We start from the raw sequence: 18,911 nt of genomic DNA, 5'->3' as shown, positions 1-18,911 counted from the left end.
ATGAAAGAAGTTAGAACAAAAAAAGAGACTATTGTACCGGTGGTTGCACCACTGAAACAAGATTTGAGCTTGGACCAAGATGCCGTATCCCGTATATTTTCATATTTATACACCAATGGTGCAACACCCTTTATATTAGGGACAACGGGCGAATCCGCATCCTTGTCCAACGCTTTTAAAGAGGAATACTTAAGAGCTGCTGTTGTCAATAGACCGGAAGGTGAAAAACTATATGTCGGGATTTCTTCCAATATCATGGAGGATTCTATTTCATTTGCCAAATTGGCGTATGATTTAGGCGTTTCTGAAGTGGCGGCGACTTTACCGACTTATTACAAGCTGTCAGATGTCCAGATAGAAAAGTACTATCTAGATTTAGCTGAAGCAATAACACCTGATCTGATTGTATACAACATACCGGCGACCACGCACATGTCTATCCCTCTTAAACTATTGGACGGGCTTAGTCATCATCCGAAAATCGTCGCCGTAAAAGACTCCGAACGTAATATGGATCGATTGGACCAGTCGCTGGAGTTATGGAGAGATCGCGCAGATTTTAAACATTATATGGGTTGGGCAGGCGCATGCGCCCACTCCTTGATAAACGGTAGTGACGGGATTGTGCCGAGTTCAGCTAATTTTGCTCCTGCAATTTACCGGGATATGTGCCTGGCCGTGGAAAGAGGTGATCTGGAAAGTGCTTATGCTTTGCAAAAGCAATCCGATGATCTGGGAGCGTTGTATCAATCCAATAAATCGTTGGGTGAATCCCTATGGGCATTAAAGATATTGATGAAGCAATTGGGGTTATGTGAGTCCTTTATGATGCCGCCTTTATATACGCTGGGAGCGAAGGAAGAAACGAATATTATCGAAGCATTTCACGCTTTGATAGGGAAAGATAACATTAAACTGAATTTAGTTAGCCATGTATAAACCGATTGTTGGTATTACGATGGGGGATCCGGCGAGTATCGGTCCCGAAATCGCATTGAAAGCTTTGTTGGATGCCCGTGTGCAGGATATCTGTAGACCCATCTTGGTGGGAGATGCTGTTGTTTTTCAGCAGATCATATCGCGGCTGCAGCTACCTATCGCTATTCATGCTGTTGAACAAGTTTCGGAAGCTCGATTTACTGCAGGAGAAGCGGACGTGCTGGATTTGAAAAATACGGATTTATCTAAAATAACGTTTGGAGAAATATCCGCAGAAGCGGGAAACGCATCATTCGAAGCGGTCACCAAAGTGATCGATTTGGCACTCAAAGGAGAATTAGACGCTACGGTAACAGGGCCGATAAATAAGAAGTCCGTCAACGAAGCTGGACATCATTTTGCAGGTCATACGGAGATCTATGCCCATTATACGCAAACAAAGAAATATGCAATGCTTCTCGTAGAAGAAAACATGAAGGTCATCCATGTGTCTACCCATGTGTCACTGCGGCAAGCTTGTGATCTGGTGAAGAAGGACCGTATTGTAGAAGTGACGGAGTTGCTGCACCAAGGGTTAGTCAGCCTCGGAGAAAACAACCTCAAGATAGGCATAGCAGGACTTAATCCACATGCTGGAGATTCGGGACTATTTGGTACCGAAGATGATGAAGAGATTGTTCCGGCAGTAGAAGAAGCACGTAAAAGAGGATATGATGTAGAGGGACCTGTACCTGCGGATACGCTTTTTTCGAAAGCAGCTACAGGTTACTATGGTGGTATCGTGGCGATGTATCATGACCAAGGACATATTCCATTTAAGCTAACAGGTTTTAAATGGAATGCAGAGAAAAAACAAATGGATAGTGTGAAAGGGGTAAATATTACGATGGGCTTGCCGATTATCCGTACATCAGTTGACCACGGAACAGCTTTCGAAATCGCCGGAAAAGGCGTAGCAAGTCCAGATGCGATGATATTAGCTATTGAATCGGCAGTACAGTTGGCGCGGAATAAATAAAAAAGTATGGCATCGATATTGGTAATTGCGGATGACTTGACAGGTGCTGCCGAAATAGGCGGGATAGCCCTGCGTTACGGATTATCGGTGGAGATCGTGCATTCGTTGGAAGCGCCAATAACGACAGATGTCCGGATTCTGAATACCAATACCCGTTCTTTAAAAATAGCGGAAGCACTTGCGCATTTGAAAGCGGTATTTTCGGTGAATCCAACACTGGAATGGGATTGGATATATCTGAAATTTGATTCCGCTCTTCGTGGACATATTGCGGCAGAAATTTCCTTTTACCGCGTGTTATTCCAAAAAGACAATGTCGTTTTTTGCCCTGTTAACCCTGCTTTAGGTCGGGTTATTCAGCATGGCTTGTATTGCATAGGCGGTAAGCCGATTGCAGAAACGGATTTTGCTCGTGATCCCGAGTTTCCGATAGTGAAAAGTAGCGTATTAGAAACGCTTAAAGCCGATTCTTGGAAGTTGACAGAAGATGTAGAAGAACCGTCACCAACAACATCACCTTATATTGTCGCCGCGGTTAAAGATGAAGAAGGTTTGAATAAGTGGGCTTCTACCGTGACACCATTTGGAATCTACGCGGGAGCAGCCGCTTTTTTTGAAGCGTTGTTGCGTCAACGAACAAAAAAAAGGCTTGTAAAAGAAGATGCAGAGCCGCTGCTACAGACACCGGTTTTGTATGTGTGTGGTTCCAATCACGAAAATAGTATCAAACGTATCGCAGCAGTTGACGCGGATAAAGTGGTATATTGGTCGGATATTGGTAAAGAAGAAGAAGTGGCGGAAGATATCCGTCGCAAAATGGATAGATATGGCGAAGTGATACTGGCGGTAGCTTCCACGGTGTCTTATAATGCACAGGTGGTGCGGGAGCATATCGCACAGGTGCTAGCCATATTTTATCAGAAATACGTATTGTGTGAGCTGATCATTGAGGGAGGTGCAACAGCTCGGGCAATATTAGAGGTATTGGGTATCGATACACTCCTGCCTGTATGGGAATATAGGCAAGGCGTGATTCGAAATCATGTGCCGGAAACAACATTGGTGGTGACATTGAAACCGGGGAGTTATCCTTGGACAGAAAAATTATGGGTGTTTTAACCCAATCGATGTACATCGAGTAATGATAGATAAACCTTATGTTAAGCATATTTGATTACGGAATAATTATCGCCGTTTTATTAATTACGTTATACTTTGGACTTCGATATGCAAAAAATCAGAAGTCTACCGAAGCCTATTTTTCGGCCAAAGGGCGTGTCCCTTCCTGGGCTATAGGAATGTCACTATTGGCAACCTTGATTAGTAGTGTTACTTTTTTAGGATATCCTGCCGAAGGGTATGCTAACAATTGGATACTGTTGGTTCAAGGACTGATGGTGCCTATTGTGCTGCTCGGTACCGTATGGTTTATTGTGCCGTTGTACCGAAAGGTGATTGGATTGAGTACCTACGAGTACTTTGAAAAGCGGTTCGGTAATTTTGCGCGGTATTATAGTTCCATTGCCTTTGTACTGCGCCAGTTTTCGGGTATGGGAACGGTATTGTATCTGCTTGCAGTAGCATTATCGAGCATGACGAACATCAACACATATTGGATTATACTCGTTGTGGGAAGCATCATTGTTATCGTTAACTTGCTCGGTGGTATTGAGGCGGTCATCTGGCTGGATGTATTTCAGGGATTTATGCTCTTCGCCAGCGGAATTTTATGTTTGCTCGTTATTATCTTCTCTGTAAACGGTGGTTTTCCGGAAGTATGGCGGGTTGCTTCAGAAAATGGACGTACGGGTTTTGGGCCTTATGATCTGGATTTTACGCGACTGACCTTTATAGTGATGGCCATCAACGGGGCGTTTTATGCTGTTCAGAAGTACGGGACAGACCAAACGGTTATCCAGCGCTATTTAACCGCACGTTCCGATAAATCGGCAATCCGTGCCTCGTTAATGGGGATTTTATTAACCGTGCCTGTCTGGTCACTGTTTATGTTTATTGGTACAGCCCTTTTCGTATATTATACCCAACAACCACTGCCGGATGATATTGGTCCCAATAGTGTGTTTCCTTATTTTATCATGACACAGTTGCCGGTAGGCGTCGTAGGGTTTATTCTGGCAGCGATGATTTCCGCAGCTATTTGTAGCCTCAGCGCCGACCTCAACTCGCTGGCAGCTGTAGGAATTGAAGATTATTATAAAAAACTCCGTCCGGAAAAAGTAGACAACGAATACTTGCGCGCTAGTCGTTGGATGGTGGCTATTGCAGGTGTTATCTCGATGATTATTGGTTTTATTTATGTGGAGTTGGGAAGCGAAAGTATTCTGGGGATCATCTTTACGCTATATGCGATATTCTCGGGAGGTATCGTCGGTATTTTTCTTTTGGGAATTTTCACCGAACGTGCAAATCGGCAAGGGATAAATATTGCTATCATCGTGTGTGTCCTGTTTACTGCTTATGCGTTTTTAACCAGTACCGAGATTGAATTTAGAGGTAATACTTTTCTTCTGTTGGATTTAGGGAAATATAATTTTACACATAATAAAATGATGTTGGGCGTATATAGCCATTTAGTCGTTATTGGTGTCGGCTATCTGGCTAGTTTATTCTTTCCAAAACCCGAATTAGACTCCAATTTATACTATAAGGGATGGAAAAGGAACCGTAGACTTGACCGGGAAAGGGGAATAGAGTCATGATTAGAATTTCAGTAATTATAGGGGTTTGTTTATGTTGCTTTATCCATTTCAGCAAAGCACAGAATTCCGATGATAGATACCAGATGCCGTTAAAGGATGTACTTGGCATCTTGGAAGAACGATATAACATCCGCATAAAATATGATGAAAACCAAGTGGAGGGAAAATGGTTGCGTTATGCGGCTTGGCGCTTTCGTACCGATGTAGATGAAACCCTTCGAAATGTGCTGGCACCGTTGGATCTCAAAGTAAACAAAGAGGGAGAAGGTAAATATAAGCTGAAGGAATACGAGTATTACCGATGGGAACCACAGGACGGTTGGGATTATTTGGATGAGTTAGCCTCGCAATATCACGATAAACACAGCTGGGAACAGCGGAAACAGCAGATTCGTCCAGATTTATACAAAGCGTTGAAATTGTCGCCGATGCCCCCCATGCCGCAATCGGTACCGCTGGTAACTAAAAAACGGAAGTTTAAAAATTATACGGTAGAAAACTTTGCTTTGGAGATTATGCCCGGTTTGTATGTCAACGGTTCTATTTACAGACCATTGAAATTAAAAGGTAAAGTGCCGTTGATGTTGAGTCCAGACGGCCATTGGGCAGGGCATCGTTTTCGGAAGGATGCGCAGATCCGTTGTGCCATGACCGCGCAAATGGGTGCTGTTGCGGTAAGTTACGACCTTTTTGGATGGGGAGAGTCCACCTTGCAATTTGATCCGAAAGACCATCGTAGAAGCTTGGCGCTCACCGTACAAACACTGGGCGCTATCCGGATATTAGATTGGATGTTGCAAGATAAAACGATCGACACCCAGCGTGTCGGTATCTGCGGAGGATCAGGTGGTGGAAGCCAGACCGTACTTATGACGGCACTAGATGACCGCATCACGATAAGCATCCCGGTTGTCTCACTGTCGTCCTATTTTTATGGAGGATGTCCTTGTGAGAGTGGGATGCCGATACACGCCAGTGCGAGTGGAACAAATAATGTTGAACTAGCCGCCATGGCGGCACCCCGACCGCAGCTGGTTATTTCCGATGGCAAGGATTGGACAGCGCACATGCCGCAACATGATTTTCCTTATCTACAAAAAATATACGGTTATTATGGGAAACCCGAATACGTAGAAAATGTCCATCTTCCGGAGGATGGTCATGATTTTGGTTATTCCAAACGGAAGCCCGTATATGATTTTATGACTAAACATTTTGGTTTAAACACGAAAGGGATTAAAAATCCGGCGGGTGACTATGATGAATCCGGATGCGTGATCGAAGAAGAAAAAGCATTGTATGCTTTTGGACCAAATGGCGAGAACCTACCGTCCAACGCAATACAGGGTTATGAAAATTTAGAAAAACTGTTCGAAGATTGAGATATGAAAGCATTAAACAGAAGAGAATTTATAGCAGCATCTGTTCTAGGCACAGCAGCCTTGATGTTGCCAAAATCAACCTGGGCGTTCGCTCGGAAAGAACAGCGCTATAAAGTCGCTGTCATCGATTTGATGATTTTGAAAAGACAGAAACTGGGTGCCGTTAAATTGACCAGTGAAATTGGTGCTGACGGGCTTGAAGTGGATATGGGAGGTCTAGGCGATCGTGATACGTTTGATAACAAATTTTTCGATGAAGCATTTCGTACAAATTATATCAACGAATTAAAGCAATACAATATCCAAGTAGCGTCGGTGGCAATGACAGGATTTTATGCACAATCTTTTGCGACACGACCGACATACCAGCAAATGGTGGGCGACTGTTTAAAGACCTGTCAACTATTGGGTGCCAAGGTAGCATTTTTGCCTTTAGGTGTGCAGGGAGATTTAGTGAAGAATCCGGAATTGCGTCCTGCTATTGTAGAACGTTTGAAGGAAGTCGGAAAAATGGCAAAGAAAGCCGGGGTTGTCGTAGGCATTGAGACAGCATTGGATGCTCGGGGTGAAGTCGAATTGTTAAAAGAAATAGGTTCTAAAAACATACAGGTTTACTTTAATTTTTCTGAACCGTTAAAGGAAGGACGGGATTTGATGGAAGAAATGCGCATCTTGGGTAAAAAACGTATCTGCCAGATCCACTGTACGGATGAAGACGGTGTTTGGCTGGAGAACAATACCCGCTTGGATATGCCAAAAGTTAAAGAAGAACTGGATAGAATGGGTTGGAAAGGCTGGTTGGTTATCGAGCGTTCCAGAGACGCCAACCTATCACCACGCATGGTGAAAGAGAATTTCGGAGCAAACACCAGATACGTAAAATCTATTTTTCAAGGATAAAGTGCTTTCTGGATCTTACAACCTACAAAAGCGATAATTTGATGAGAGCATTATGGATTAGTCTAATCGGCATGTTATGCTATGCCTGTACATCGACGACATGGAAAGAAGAGCTGGAAAGGCGTGTGCCAGCGTATAGCGAAGTAGGAGCAGATGTAATGCCCGACACTATTGCGCCGATTCAGTCGCCTTATTTTGAATATGATTTTAAACGTCCGACGTTCCCCCAACGTACAGATTCTCTATTTGCAGGAGAATCCAATATCCAAGAAGCGATAGATCGATTGGCGACGGCAGGAGGGGGAACACTTTTGTTGACGAAGGGTGAATATGTCTCTGGGAGAATTGAACTCAAATCCAATATTAACCTGCATCTGGAAGAGGGTGCGGTACTTACATTTAAAAATGAAATCGCCGATTTCTTGCCTGTCGTGTTTACACGGAACGAAGGCATAGAATTATATTCACTGGGCGCGTGTGTTTATGCCCGCGATGCGGAGAATATAGCGATTACGGGCGAGGGTAAATTGAGAGGGCCAGGAGAGGGTTCCGTACGTAAACAAATCATGACCCACGAGGTTATAGAAAAAATCGTCGATAGCAATACACCCGTTAAGGATCGTATCTATGATGGAAAAACCACATCTTTTATTTTTCCACCAGCGATGATAGCACCGATAAATTGCAAGAAAGTTTTTATAGAAGGACTTACTTTAGAGCGATCCGCTTTTTGGAACGTCGTGCCGACTTATTGTGAAGATGTGATCATCCGTGGAATCAAAGTGTATTCTGAAGGTATACAACGCGGTGACGGAATTGATATCGAATCCTCTAAAAATGTATTGGTGGAATATTGCAGCCTGTATACGGGCGATGATTGTATTGCAATAAAAGGGGGTAGGGGATACGATGGGCTGCGTGTGAATAAACCTTCCGAGAATATTGTGGTACGGTATTGCTTGGCAGGGACAGGCCATGGCGGTATTACCTTGGGCAGTGAAACAGCAGGTAAGATAAAAAATCTATATGTGCATGATTGTGCTTTCGACGGAACGGATGTAGGCATACGCTTTAAAACCCGTCGTCCGCGCGGAGGCGGTGGACACGATATTGCGTTTGAAAATATCCGGATGAACGTCGTGCATTCCGCTTTGCGTTGGGATATGTTGGGAAGTGCGACGCACGTAGGAGAGCAGGCAAGCCGGGATTTTGCCGTGGAGGGCAATGCATTGACACCGGCGTTTTCTGATGTGAATATCAACAATGTGCTGATTGAATCATCAACACATTGTATCAACGTAGAGGGTATTCCCGAATCCAGATTAAAGAATGTAGAGATTTCAAACTTGCTGGCGACGGGAAAGCATTATCTCGTGATCAACGATGCAGAAAACTTCGTGATTAAAAACAGCGAAGTGCACTGCGAGGAATGTGCAGTTGATAGTGTGCATGTGACCGGTTTTAAAGAAGAAATGGTTCGGATAACGCCATATTGATTTTCGTATTTTTTCTTTTTTCTTTGTTTATTTCGTTTTATTTTCGATATTTAAGGATTATAAAGCGTCAAATTGCTAAATAGTTATGCTACCAATACAACGAAGAGAAAAAATAGTAGGCTTATTGAAAGAAGATGGTGCTGCTAAAGTTATAGACTTAGCGAACCTTTTTAAAGTAACCGAAGCAACCATCCGTCAAGATCTAGAAAAACTGGAAAAAGAAGGGCTCATCTCCCGTGATCATGGAGGAGCCTATTTGCGTAATATAGAAGATCAGGTGCGCAATTTTTCACTCGCACATCAAGATGACAATATAGAAAAGAAAGAACGGATCGCCTTAAAATGTGTTGAGCTTATCGAAAATGGCGATACCATCATCCTGGATTCGGGTTCAACTACCACCGAGATCGCCCGCAAATTAAAAGGGATTAAGAACTTGACCGTTATTACCAATGCCCTAAATATAGCGCTGCTATTAGGTGCAGAACCGGGAATCGAAGTTATTATGACGGGGGGGGAATTTAAACCGCCGACCTTATCGCTTACCGGACAGAAAGCTGCCGACTTTTTTAAGGGAATAAATGTGCAGAAGCTTTTTTTGGCAACGGCAGGGGTGTCGTTGAAAGCAGGGCTTACCTATCCAAGCATTAGCGATATCGTGGTGAAGAAAGCGATGGTAGATGCTGCAGAAGTAACCTATTTGGTAGCTGATTCTTCTAAAATTGGGAAAACGTCCTTTGCGAGCCTAGGAGCAATGTCTCTTATTGACTTCTTGGTGACAGATGCGGAAATTGAGGAAGTACATAAAAACGTATTTCGAGATCATGAAATCGAGATTATTATAGCGGATTGAGGAACGCTATTGTAAAACAGATGTAAATAATTATAGAGAGAAATAATGAATACAGGAGTATTAGGTGTTATTTTTGGGAATAGGGATTTTTTTCCAGATCATTTGGTAGGCACCGCGCGGAATGAAATAAAAAGAGCATTAGATGAGCTGGGACTGGGATACAGAATGTTAGAGGAGTCCGATACCAAATTGGGTGGCGTGGAGACTTTTGCTGACGCCCAAAAGTGTGCAAATCTTTTTAAAGCGCACCGGGAGGAGATTATGGGGATATTGGTGGTGCTGCCCAATTTTGGAGACGAGAGAGGTGTCGCAGAGACTATCCGATTAGCCGGATTAGATGTACCCGTACTGGTGCAGGCCTATCCGGACGACTTGGATAAACTGGATGTTGCCCGTCGGCGGGATGCCTGGTGTGGCAAAATATCTGTTTGCAACAATTTATACCAATACGGAATCAAATATAGTTTAACCGATCAGCATGTCATCCGGCCGGATGATGATGCTTTTATACAGGAAATTAAAGATTTTGCGGCGGTGTGTCGTGTCGTAGGCGGTGTGAAAGGAATGCGCATAGGTGCTGTAGGTGCACGACCGGGAGGCTTTAATACCGTACGTTACAGCGAAAAAATATTACAGCGGCATGGTATCACGGTCGTAACGGTGGATCTCTCCGAAATCTTGGGAAGGGCCAACCGTATAAAAAATGATGATACGATTGTAAAAGAACGTATGAATGTCATGTTAAACTATGCCAAGCGCGGGCTGGCTCCGGGTGATGCATTGGTGCAGATGGCAAAATTGGATTTGGTATTACAGGAATTTGTGGATGAACATGCGCTGGATGCGACGGCTTTGCAATGCTGGACATCTTTGCAGCAAAACTACGGCTGCAATGTGTGTACCTCGATGAGCATGATGAGTGAAAATATGCTGCCGAGTGCGTGTGAGGTGGATGTAACGGGAACGTTGACCATGTATGCCATGCAACTGGCATCAGGATCACCAAGTGCATTGGTAGATTGGAATAATAACTACGCTGACGATCCGAATAAAACCGTATTGTTCCATTGCGGAAACTGGGCAAAAGCTTTCCTGCCGGATATAGAGATTAGTAACGCACCGATTTTAGGTTCCTCATTGGGTGTCGAAAATACATGGGGGGCGCTTGATGGCAGGACACCGGCGTCACCATTGACGTACGGTAGGATCAGTACCGATGATATACAAGGAAAAATTAAAGTTTACTTGGGCGAAGGGGAGTTGACAGATGATGAATTAAATACATTTGGTAATCGCGCCGTGGCGCAGATACCCGACTTGCAGGGGCTCATGCAATACGTATGTAGAAATGGTTTCGAGCACCATGTCGTCATGAATGCATCCCGGACAAGTAAGATTTTGGAGGAAGCTTTAGGAAACTATTTCTCCTGGGAAGTATATAATCATTATAAAGGGTGAAGTGATGGAAGAATCATTAGCAAAAAAATCTATCGAATACAGGAAACGTATTCTGAAATATATTTATAAAGCGAAAGCAGGACACACAGGAGGTAGTTTATCATGTGTGGATGTCTTAAATGTGCTGTATAACCAGATTATGAATGTAAGTCCAGCGAATTTCAATAGTCCGGATAGAGATCGTTATGTCCAAAGCAAGGGGCATTGTGTGGAGGCTTTGTTCGTGGTATTGGCAGATCAAGGTTTTTTTCCCGAATCAGAATTGGAAACGCTCTGCCAGTATGGTTCCCATTTTATCGGGCATCCGACGCGAAAAGTCCCGGGTGTAGAGCAGAATACGGGTGCTTTAGGGCATGGTCTTTCACTTAGCGTAGGTATGGCTATAGCCGCGAAGCTTGATGCGAAAAACTATAAAGTTTTTACGTTGATGGGCGATGGGGAATTGGCCGAAGGCTCGAATTGGGAAGCCGCGCTGACTGCCTCTCATTATAACTTGGATAATTTATGTGCGATCATAGACTATAATAAACTACAGATTTCAGCACCTACACGAGATGTATGTAATACGGATCCGGTGGCCGATAAATTTAGAAGTTTTGGCTGGGAGGTAATAGAAGTAGACGGACACGATGTCGATCTTTTGGAAGAAACATTCCGTTCGCTCCCCTTAGCAGAGGGTAAACCCAGTTTGGTCATTGCGCATACCGTCAAAGGAAAAGGTATCAGTTACATGGAAAATGTACTGAAGTGGCATCATGGTGTCCCCAGTGAAGAACAATATGAGCAGGCGCAAAAGGAATTGGACGAAGCATTTTTAGCAGTTTAATTTAGCATAGAAGGACGGATATGGATAGAGATATGAAAATGGGAAAAGCGAATTTAGAAATCTTTTCAGAAACGTTACAGGAAATGGCGGAGACCAATCGTGATTTATTGGTAGTGACCAGTGATTCCAGAGGGTCGGGTAAATTAGTTCCGTTTGCGCAACGCTTTCCGAATCAACTAGTAGAGGTCGGGATTGCGGAACAGAATTTAGTAGGTATATCGGCGGGTTTGGCGTCCACCGGGAAACAGGTGTTTGCCGTATCACCTGCTTGTTTTCTAACGGCAAGATCGTTGGAACAGATAAAAAACGATGTCACTTATTCGGATAATCCGGTAACCGTAGTAGGTATCAGTGCCGGTGTGAGCTACGGTGCATTGGGTTCTACACACCATAGTTTGCACGACTACGCGGTGCTACGGGCTATTCATAATATCGTTGTATGTGCTCCGGCAGACAATTTTGAAACGCAGGAAGCCGTTCGACAGTCGGCAGCAGCGGATCATCCGGTATATTTACGTTTTGGGAAACGACCGATGCCGTTATTGCGAGAGGATATACCCTTTGTATTTGGGAAAGGTCGTGTATTACAGGAGGGCGAAGATATAGCCATTTTTGCTACGGGTGAAACGGTGCATCCGGCATTAGATGCGGCAGCATTGTTGAGCGAATCGCTCGATGTGAAGGCCATGGTTATTAGTATGCATACTGTAAAGCCGTTAGATACGGAGCTATTAGCAAAAGTGGCAGCTGCTGGCACGCCTATACTGACCGTGGAAGAGCATAGTGTAAACGGAGGGATGGGAGAAGCCTGCGCCTCGTTTTTATTGCAACATGGATTTCATAGCCGCTTTCGCATAATGGGTATCCCGGATGAGTATACAGTGACAGGTTCACAACAAGAGATATTGGATCATTATGGTATTAATGGACAAGGTATAGCGGAAAACGCCAAACAATTATTGGGTATTTCCGGCGAAAATAAATAAGGGTGTTTTACCGCGCCGAATTATAAACAGATAAACCGATTTTATTATGCGCATCATATACAACTATTTATGGGTGGGAGTGATGTTATCACTGTTGGTTTCATGTAATCAAAAAGAGACAAATAAGGAGAAACCAAAGCAAATTGCGATTATCGTTTCTACACTAAACAACCCATGGTTTGTTTTCCTCGCCGAAACGGCTAAAGAAGAGGCGGAAAATAGAGGCTATGTAGCACGTATTTTCGATTCGCAGAACAATACCTCATTGGAATCCGATCATTTTGAAAATGCAGTAGCATTGGGATACGACGCGATCTTGCTCAACGCGACAGATTCTGATGGTTCTATTGCGAACGCAAGAAAAGCAATGGAAGCGGGTATTCCGGTTTTTTGTATGGATAGAGAGTTGAACAACCCCGACGCTGCTACTTCTCAGATTGTATCGGATAGTTATTCAGGTTGCGTAGAATTGGGAGGCTTATTTGTCCGTTCACTAGGGCAAAAAGGAAGATATGTGGAGTTGTTGGGTCTGGTAGGTGATAACAACACTTGGAATCGGTCTAAAGGATTCCATTCCGTGGTAGATCATTTTCCGGAGATGCAGATGGTGGCACAACAAAGTGCTGATTTTGATAGAAATAAAGCAATGGAAGTGTTGGAGTCTATTTTACAGGCCCATCCTGATGTAGATGCCGTGTTTTGTGGAAATGATGCGATGGCCATGGGTGCATATCAAGCATTAGTGGCTGCCGGAAAAGACAAAAATATCCAAGTCTTTGGCTTTGATGGTTCGGAAGATGCGGTGCGTTCGATACAGTCCGGTGGACTTTCGGCTACCGTTATGCAATTCCCGCAAAAAATAGCCGAGACTGCGGTAGCGTTCTCTGGCGAATATTTTGAAGGAAAGACGGAATTTTCTCCAAAAACCTTAGTCGATGTAGAATTGGTGACACCAGCAAATGTAAATATATATTCGAGCTATGGAAAAGAGTGATAACGGTATACCGCCAAAAAAACGCAAAATGCTGGTATACGGGATTGTCGGACTGATTGGTCTCTTTTTATTGTACCATTCTTTCTATGCGGTGCCGTTGGATTCCCGTGCGAAAGATGTCGCGGATGGCGATATGGAGAAAGTAGTAGCAGCATACTTTTCGCAGACACTACCTACAACCTTAGCACAGGCTCCTGAGCCTTGCGGCTTGCTAAAGACATTGTCGGCGGAAGAAAATAGAAGCTGGACGCAATACGGTAAGCAAACGAATATTGGCAGCAGGTATTATTTTCTGATAAAAGGAGAAGGTGTGATTAGCGAAATTGAAAAAGATTTTATAAACGTGGCTTTTGGGGAGGGCGCCGAAACGTGCTCGTTACGTATTTCCACCGTTTACATTTTCGGAAATGAAATTAGGGACGCATCCGGCAAGCTGTTATTGCAGGATGTCGGTGAGTTGTCGAAATTCAATGCTATTTCGGAGCTGATCAACAAAAAAGTAAGAGATGAAGTGGTGCCGGAATTTTTGAAGCAAGCCCAGGTGGGAAAAAAAGTACAGGTTGATGGTGCATTTGCACTAAACAAGCGTATAGGGGTAAGCAAAGATTTCGAGGTAGTACCCATACAATTACAAGTTATAGATTAAATATACGGTGGTTTCTTTAAAGAACATAACAAAAACATTTAATGGCGTGCACGCACTCCGTGATGTTAGTATTGAATTTCCAGCGGCAAAGGTCATCGCTTTGATTGGGGAGAACGGTGCCGGCAAATCTACGTTGATGAATATCTTGAGCGGTGTGTATGCGGATTACGAAGGCGAATTAATATATAAAGGCGAAGTTATTCGCTTTCAAGGTCCGCGTGACGCACAGGATCAAGGGATTGCCATTATCCATCAGGAGCTTAACTTGATTCCATATCTCAGCGTTGTAGAGAATATATTTTTGGGAAGAGAGTTGGTTACCTCATGGGGTGCTTTGGATGTAGCGAAAATGAAGGCTTTAGCAAAGGAATTGCTTTCCCGATTAAAACTGGACTTGGACTTGGATATACCGGTATCACAGCTTAAAGTAGGCGAATGCCAGCTAATAGAGATTGCAAAGGCACTGTTAGTAGAAAGTGATGTCGTTATTATGGATGAACCGACATCGGCTATCAGTGAATCGGAAGTGAATGCGCTATATGACATCATTCGTGACCTTAAAGCATCGGGTAAAACAATTGTTTACATCTCGCACAAAATGAAGGAGCTCTTTACCCTTGCCGACGAGTACGTCGTACTGCGGGATGGACAGCTAGTTCGACAAGGGCTTATGGTTGACGTTGATGAACAACAGCTCGTGAATATGATGGTTGGTCGAGCTTTAGGAGAGCGTACGTATTGCCAGGAGCGCGTTACGGAAGAGCGTGTACTCCACGTGGAGAACTTATCTTTGCCGCATCCTGCCAAGGACGATATGTTGCTTGAGAATCTGTCTTTTGACGTATATAAAGGCGAAATATTGGGTGTTTTCGGGTTGATGGGTGCTGGAAGGACAGAGCTGTTGGAAACCTTGTTCGGGCTGCGGGGGAAACCGGCTTCGGGAAGTTTTTCTTTTGACGGTAAAAATACATCGTTTTTCAGTTCACCTAATGAAGCACTTCGTTGGGGCTTGGCATTGGTGCCGGAAGATAGAAAATCCGACGGTCTGGTGCTAGGCATGGATGTACGTTCCAATCTCAGCCTTTCCGTACTATCAAGTTTGGAGAAACTAGGTGTTCTGGCGGATATACAGGAGAAAGAATTATGCCGGCAATATGTGGAAAGACTGCGTATCAAAACCGCTACCGATCAGCAACAAGTGGGAAGTTTAAGTGGAGGGAATCAACAAAAAGTGGTGCTTGCGAAATACCTGGCTACACACCCTAAAGTATTGATGCTGGACGAACCCACCCGGGGAATAGACGTGTATGCCAAAGGAGAAATCTATGATTTAATCCGGGAGCAGGCTACCGCAGGGTTGGGTGTTATGGTGGTGTCATCCGAATTACCCGAGTTGTTTGCCGTTGCAGATCGCATTTTGGTCATGTGCGATGGTCGGATCACTAAACAATTCAAAACAGAAGAAGCGACAGAAGAATCTATCTTACAGGCCGCGTTGCCCGATAAATAATATGGTATATGAATATGTCCGTAATAGCATATAAGAAGCGGTTGCAACAATTGCAGCCATTGATCGCATTGTTTTTATTGTGCTTGATCATTGCGATTTTCTCCGATCGGTTTATGACGATGACGAATCTCTGGAATGTGATGCGCCAGATTTCGGTGAATATCTGTATTGCGGTGGGGATGACGCTGGTCATCATCTCCGCGGGAATAGATTTGTCTGTCGGATCAATTTTGGCATTCGCCGGCGCCGTCACGGCATCTTTTCTCAGTATGGGTGCGGAAATTCCTTTTTTTGGTATTTATATCGGTTTTACACCGCTGGGCGCTATTCTAGTAGGGATTGCGATGGGCGGTATTTTAGGGCTGGTGAATGGTTGGGTGATTACGTATTTCAAGGTACAACCGTTTGTGGCGACTTTAGCAATGCTAACCATTGCACGCGGATTAACCATGTTGTGGACGCAGGGATATCCCATCAGCTCACTGGGAAAGGAATTTGCGACTATAGGCACGGGGTGGTTCTTAGGCGTTCCGATTCCGGTGTGGATCGCGGCTATTGTTACCGTGTTGGCCGTTTTTATGATGAAAAAAACAAGATTTGGTCGCTATATCTACGCTATAGGCGGAAATGAACGTGCGGCACGTTTGTCGGGCATCAAAGTAAACCGGGTGAAAACCTTGGTGTATATGCTTTCGGGAATGTTAGCAGCAGTTGGCGGTATATTGGTTACTTCCCGGTTGGATTCTGCGCAACCAAATGCCGGAGCGGGCTACGAATTGGATGCCATAGCGGCGGTGGTGATTGGCGGCACATCCTTATCCGGTGGGCGTGGTTTAATTATGGGAACGGTATTGGGCGCGGTTATTATTGGTGTACTGAACAATGGTTTGGTGTTATTGGGCGTTTCGCCATTCTGGCAGCAGGTGGTTAAAGGATTGGTGATTTTGATTGCGGTCATTATTGACCGCTCACAACATAAAGACAAGAAGTAAGATGGCAAACGAACAGTATATTTTGGCGATAGACCAAGGTACAAGCAGTACAAAGACACTTGCCTTTGACGAATCTGGTCGTGTGGTAGGAAAAGGGAGTGCTAAGCTTGCCATACATTATGAAAATAATTTTATAGAGCAAAGCCCCGAAGAAATATATCAGAGCGTATTGCAGTCTGTTGCAGCTTGCCTGTACGATTTAGAGCAAAAAGGTATATTACCAAGCCAGGTTGTATCGGTAGGTTTGACCAACCAACGGGAGACATTTGTACTTTGGGATGGCGATGGAAAGGTTTTGTACAATGCCATTTCCTGGCAATGTAAGCGCTCTTCGGCTATTTGTGATCGCTTAAAAGAAGACCGTAAGGAAATAGCTGTAAAGGAGAAAACCGGTTTGCCGATCGACCCCTATTTTTCGGCGACTAAACTAATGTGGTTAGTGGAGCATGTTCCGTCTATTGCGACTGAACTGGAACGTGGAAATGTATTTTTTGGTACCGTAGATACCTGGATATTGTATCGATTGACAGCTGGAAAATGCTATTTGACAGATCATACGAATGCGTCCCGTACGATGCTATTCAATATTTATGAATTGGATTGGGATAAGGAATTATTGAGCCAATTGGGTTTGAAAGGCATAAATCTCCCTCAAGTACGCCCTTCGGCGTATCACTATGCGGCTTCTGATTTTGAGCGTCTTTTCTCCGAACCATTACCTATACGTGCTGTTGTCGGAGATTCTCAAGCTGCGGCATTAGGTGCAGGTTGTTTCCAAAGAGGGGAGGCAAAAGCGACTTTGGGAACAGGCAGCTCGATTATGATGGCTGTCGGGCAAGAATTGCTATATAAGGGACAAAATACAGTCGATGCTATCTACTATAGTACCGAACAAGGTGTGGTTTATGCAGCGGAGGGAATCATCGTTTCTTGTGGCGCGACAATAACCTGGATGAAAGAACAGTTGGGGTTATTCGGAGACGAACGCGAATTGGAACAGATCGCAAGTGCAGTGCCGTCAAACCATGGAATTACCCTAATACCGGCTTTTAGCGGTATGGGAACACCCTATTGGAAAAAAGACGCAAAAGCCGCTATTATGGGGCTAACCTTTGCTAGCAATCGATCCCATTTGATACGTGCGGCACTGGAATCGGTCTGTTTTCAAATAAAAGATGTGATTACTGCAACCGAAAAGGAACATCAGCTGACGCTGTGTCAATTGCTCGTAAATGGTGGAATGTCGGAAAACAATTTTATAGTGCAACTTCTGGCGGATATTTTGGAGAAGCCGGTGTTCTGCAATACCATGCCGGACGCGTCGGCACTGGGATGTGCCCGTCTGATCGCTTCAAATGTTTGGAATGTGCCGTTACATAAGGCTTTACCACAAGAAAATGTAGGTGTAAAGATATATCATCCCGATTCCTCTAAAGAGTGGGTCAAGACAAGTTATAAACAATGGTTAGAAAGCGTTAATCGTTTTCTGCAATAAACAAAAATATAGTGATATGAAAAAGATAGGACTTATCCATACATCGGCTACACTCGTGCCGGTATTTCAACAGTTGTTCAAGGAAAAATCAGTTCAGGCGGAAGTATTCAATATCGTCGACGATAGTTTAATTAAAGACGTAATTGAAAAAGGACGATTGGAAGATAAGACAGCACAGCGCGTGATTAATTATGTCAAATCAGCAGAAGACGCCGGTGCTGACTTGATTGTGGTGACCTGCTCATCGATTGGCAGGGCAGTAGAACAGGCTGCAGAAAAAGCCAGAGTGCCTGTTCTCCGTGTCGATCAGCCCATGACTGATCGCGCGGTTGCGGAAGGAAAGCGGATAGGCGTGGTCGCGACATTGCCCACGACCTTGGAACCGACGAGCGACCTTGTTTTACGCAGGGCGCAAAAAGCCGGGAAAGAAGTGACGTTGGTAAGCCGATTATGTGACGGTGCTTTTGAAGCCCTGATGAACGGTGATGCCGATAAACATGACGAAATGGTCAGACAGGCGCTTCAAGAATTGTCGGAACAAGTTGATGTGATTCTGTTGGCACAAGCATCGATGGCTCGCGTTGTCAGTCAGATACCCGAAAGTGAGCAGAAGGTGCCGATATTTAGTAGTCCGGGTATCGCGGTAGATTATGTAGCGGCTTTATGCAACGAATCGTAAAAGAAATAACAAAGACG

At 44.3% G+C, this 18,911-nt stretch carries 17 protein-coding genes; all 17 read left to right on the top strand.

Translation table 11 applies throughout. The features are described 5' to 3' along the window. The 17 genes from H8B21_RS03105 to H8B21_RS03025 all read left to right on the top strand — a co-directional run bounded on the left by H8B21_RS03105 (position 1) and on the right by H8B21_RS03025 (position 18,894). A complete protein-coding gene (locus H8B21_RS03105; protein ID WP_190312307.1) occupies positions 1–939 on the top strand; it encodes a dihydrodipicolinate synthase family protein in 939 nt (312 codons plus the stop codon). Then, the gene (pdxA, locus tag H8B21_RS03100) at positions 932–1,957 is read left to right on the top strand and encodes a 4-hydroxythreonine-4-phosphate dehydrogenase PdxA (RefSeq protein ID WP_190312306.1); all 1,026 of its coding nucleotides are present in this window, start codon (positions 932–934) and stop codon (positions 1,955–1,957) included. The genes H8B21_RS03105 and pdxA overlap by 8 nt, the downstream gene beginning before the upstream one ends. 6 nt (positions 1,958–1,963) lie before the next feature. Next, positions 1,964–3,076: a four-carbon acid sugar kinase family protein gene (locus H8B21_RS03095; protein WP_190312305.1), complete on the top strand. Its 1,113-nt coding sequence runs from the start codon at positions 1,964–1,966 to the stop codon at positions 3,074–3,076. Between the two features lie 38 nt (positions 3,077–3,114). Continuing rightward, entirely contained in the window at positions 3,115–4,677 is a 1,563-nt protein-coding gene (locus H8B21_RS03090) for a sodium:solute symporter (protein WP_190312304.1), read from the top strand. Further along, a complete protein-coding gene (locus tag H8B21_RS03085) occupies positions 4,674–6,059 on the top strand; it encodes a glucuronyl esterase domain-containing protein (protein ID WP_190312303.1) in 1,386 nt (461 codons plus the stop codon). The genes H8B21_RS03090 and H8B21_RS03085 overlap by 4 nt, the downstream gene beginning before the upstream one ends. Positions 6,060–6,062: 3 nt before the next feature. Further along, a complete protein-coding gene (locus H8B21_RS03080; RefSeq protein WP_190312302.1) occupies positions 6,063–6,959 on the top strand; it encodes a sugar phosphate isomerase/epimerase family protein in 897 nt (298 codons plus the stop codon). A gap of 41 nt (positions 6,960–7,000) precedes the next feature. After that, on the top strand, positions 7,001–8,455 hold the full coding sequence (locus H8B21_RS03075) for a glycoside hydrolase family 28 protein (protein ID WP_190312301.1): 1,455 nt from the start codon (positions 7,001–7,003) through the stop codon (positions 8,453–8,455). 85 nt (positions 8,456–8,540) lie between these two features. After that, positions 8,541–9,308 carry a DeoR/GlpR family DNA-binding transcription regulator gene (locus tag H8B21_RS03070; RefSeq protein ID WP_190312300.1) on the top strand — a complete coding sequence of 256 codons (768 nt, stop codon included), beginning with the start codon at positions 8,541–8,543 and terminating at the stop codon, positions 9,306–9,308. A gap of 45 nt (positions 9,309–9,353) precedes the next feature. Then, positions 9,354–10,766 carry an L-fucose/L-arabinose isomerase family protein gene (locus H8B21_RS03065; RefSeq protein ID WP_190312299.1) on the top strand — a complete coding sequence of 471 codons (1,413 nt, stop codon included), beginning with the start codon at positions 9,354–9,356 and terminating at the stop codon, positions 10,764–10,766. Positions 10,767–10,770: 4 nt separating this feature from the next. Continuing rightward, positions 10,771–11,592 carry a transketolase gene (locus H8B21_RS03060; RefSeq protein ID WP_190312298.1) on the top strand — a complete coding sequence of 274 codons (822 nt, stop codon included), beginning with the start codon at positions 10,771–10,773 and terminating at the stop codon, positions 11,590–11,592. 20 nt (positions 11,593–11,612) lie between these two features. Then, positions 11,613–12,578, top strand: a complete 966-nt coding sequence (locus H8B21_RS03055; protein WP_190312297.1) for a transketolase family protein — start codon at positions 11,613–11,615, stop codon at positions 12,576–12,578. Positions 12,579–12,624: 46 nt separating this feature from the next. Further along, a complete protein-coding gene (locus H8B21_RS03050; protein ID WP_190312296.1) occupies positions 12,625–13,572 on the top strand; it encodes a D-ribose ABC transporter substrate-binding protein in 948 nt (315 codons plus the stop codon). After that, on the top strand, positions 13,559–14,218 hold the full coding sequence (locus H8B21_RS03045) for a DUF2291 family protein (RefSeq protein ID WP_190312295.1): 660 nt from the start codon (positions 13,559–13,561) through the stop codon (positions 14,216–14,218). Before H8B21_RS03050 ends, H8B21_RS03045 begins: the two co-directional genes overlap by 14 nt. 46 nt (positions 14,219–14,264) lie before the next feature. Beyond that, positions 14,265–15,728 carry a sugar ABC transporter ATP-binding protein gene (locus H8B21_RS20790; protein ID WP_317170363.1) on the top strand — a complete coding sequence of 488 codons (1,464 nt, stop codon included), beginning with the start codon at positions 14,265–14,267 and terminating at the stop codon, positions 15,726–15,728. 8 nt (positions 15,729–15,736) lie between these two features. Then, a complete protein-coding gene (locus H8B21_RS03035; protein ID WP_223814803.1) occupies positions 15,737–16,720 on the top strand; it encodes an ABC transporter permease in 984 nt (327 codons plus the stop codon). 1 nt (position 16,721) lies between these two features. Further along, a complete protein-coding gene (locus H8B21_RS03030; protein ID WP_190312293.1) occupies positions 16,722–18,215 on the top strand; it encodes an FGGY family carbohydrate kinase in 1,494 nt (497 codons plus the stop codon). A 16-nt stretch (positions 18,216–18,231) separates the two neighbouring features. After that, complete coding sequence (locus H8B21_RS03025) at positions 18,232–18,894, top strand: aspartate/glutamate racemase family protein (protein WP_190312292.1); 663 nt, start codon at positions 18,232–18,234, stop codon at positions 18,892–18,894. Positions 18,895–18,911: the final 17 nt, after the last annotated feature.

This window comes from Sphingobacterium chuzhouense, from assembly GCF_014692525.1.
Classification (GTDB): Bacteria; Bacteroidota; Bacteroidia; order Sphingobacteriales; family Sphingobacteriaceae; genus Sphingobacterium; species Sphingobacterium chuzhouense.
The sequence above is the reverse complement of the archived record's forward strand: the minus strand, read 5'-3'. Positions and strand labels throughout refer to the sequence as shown.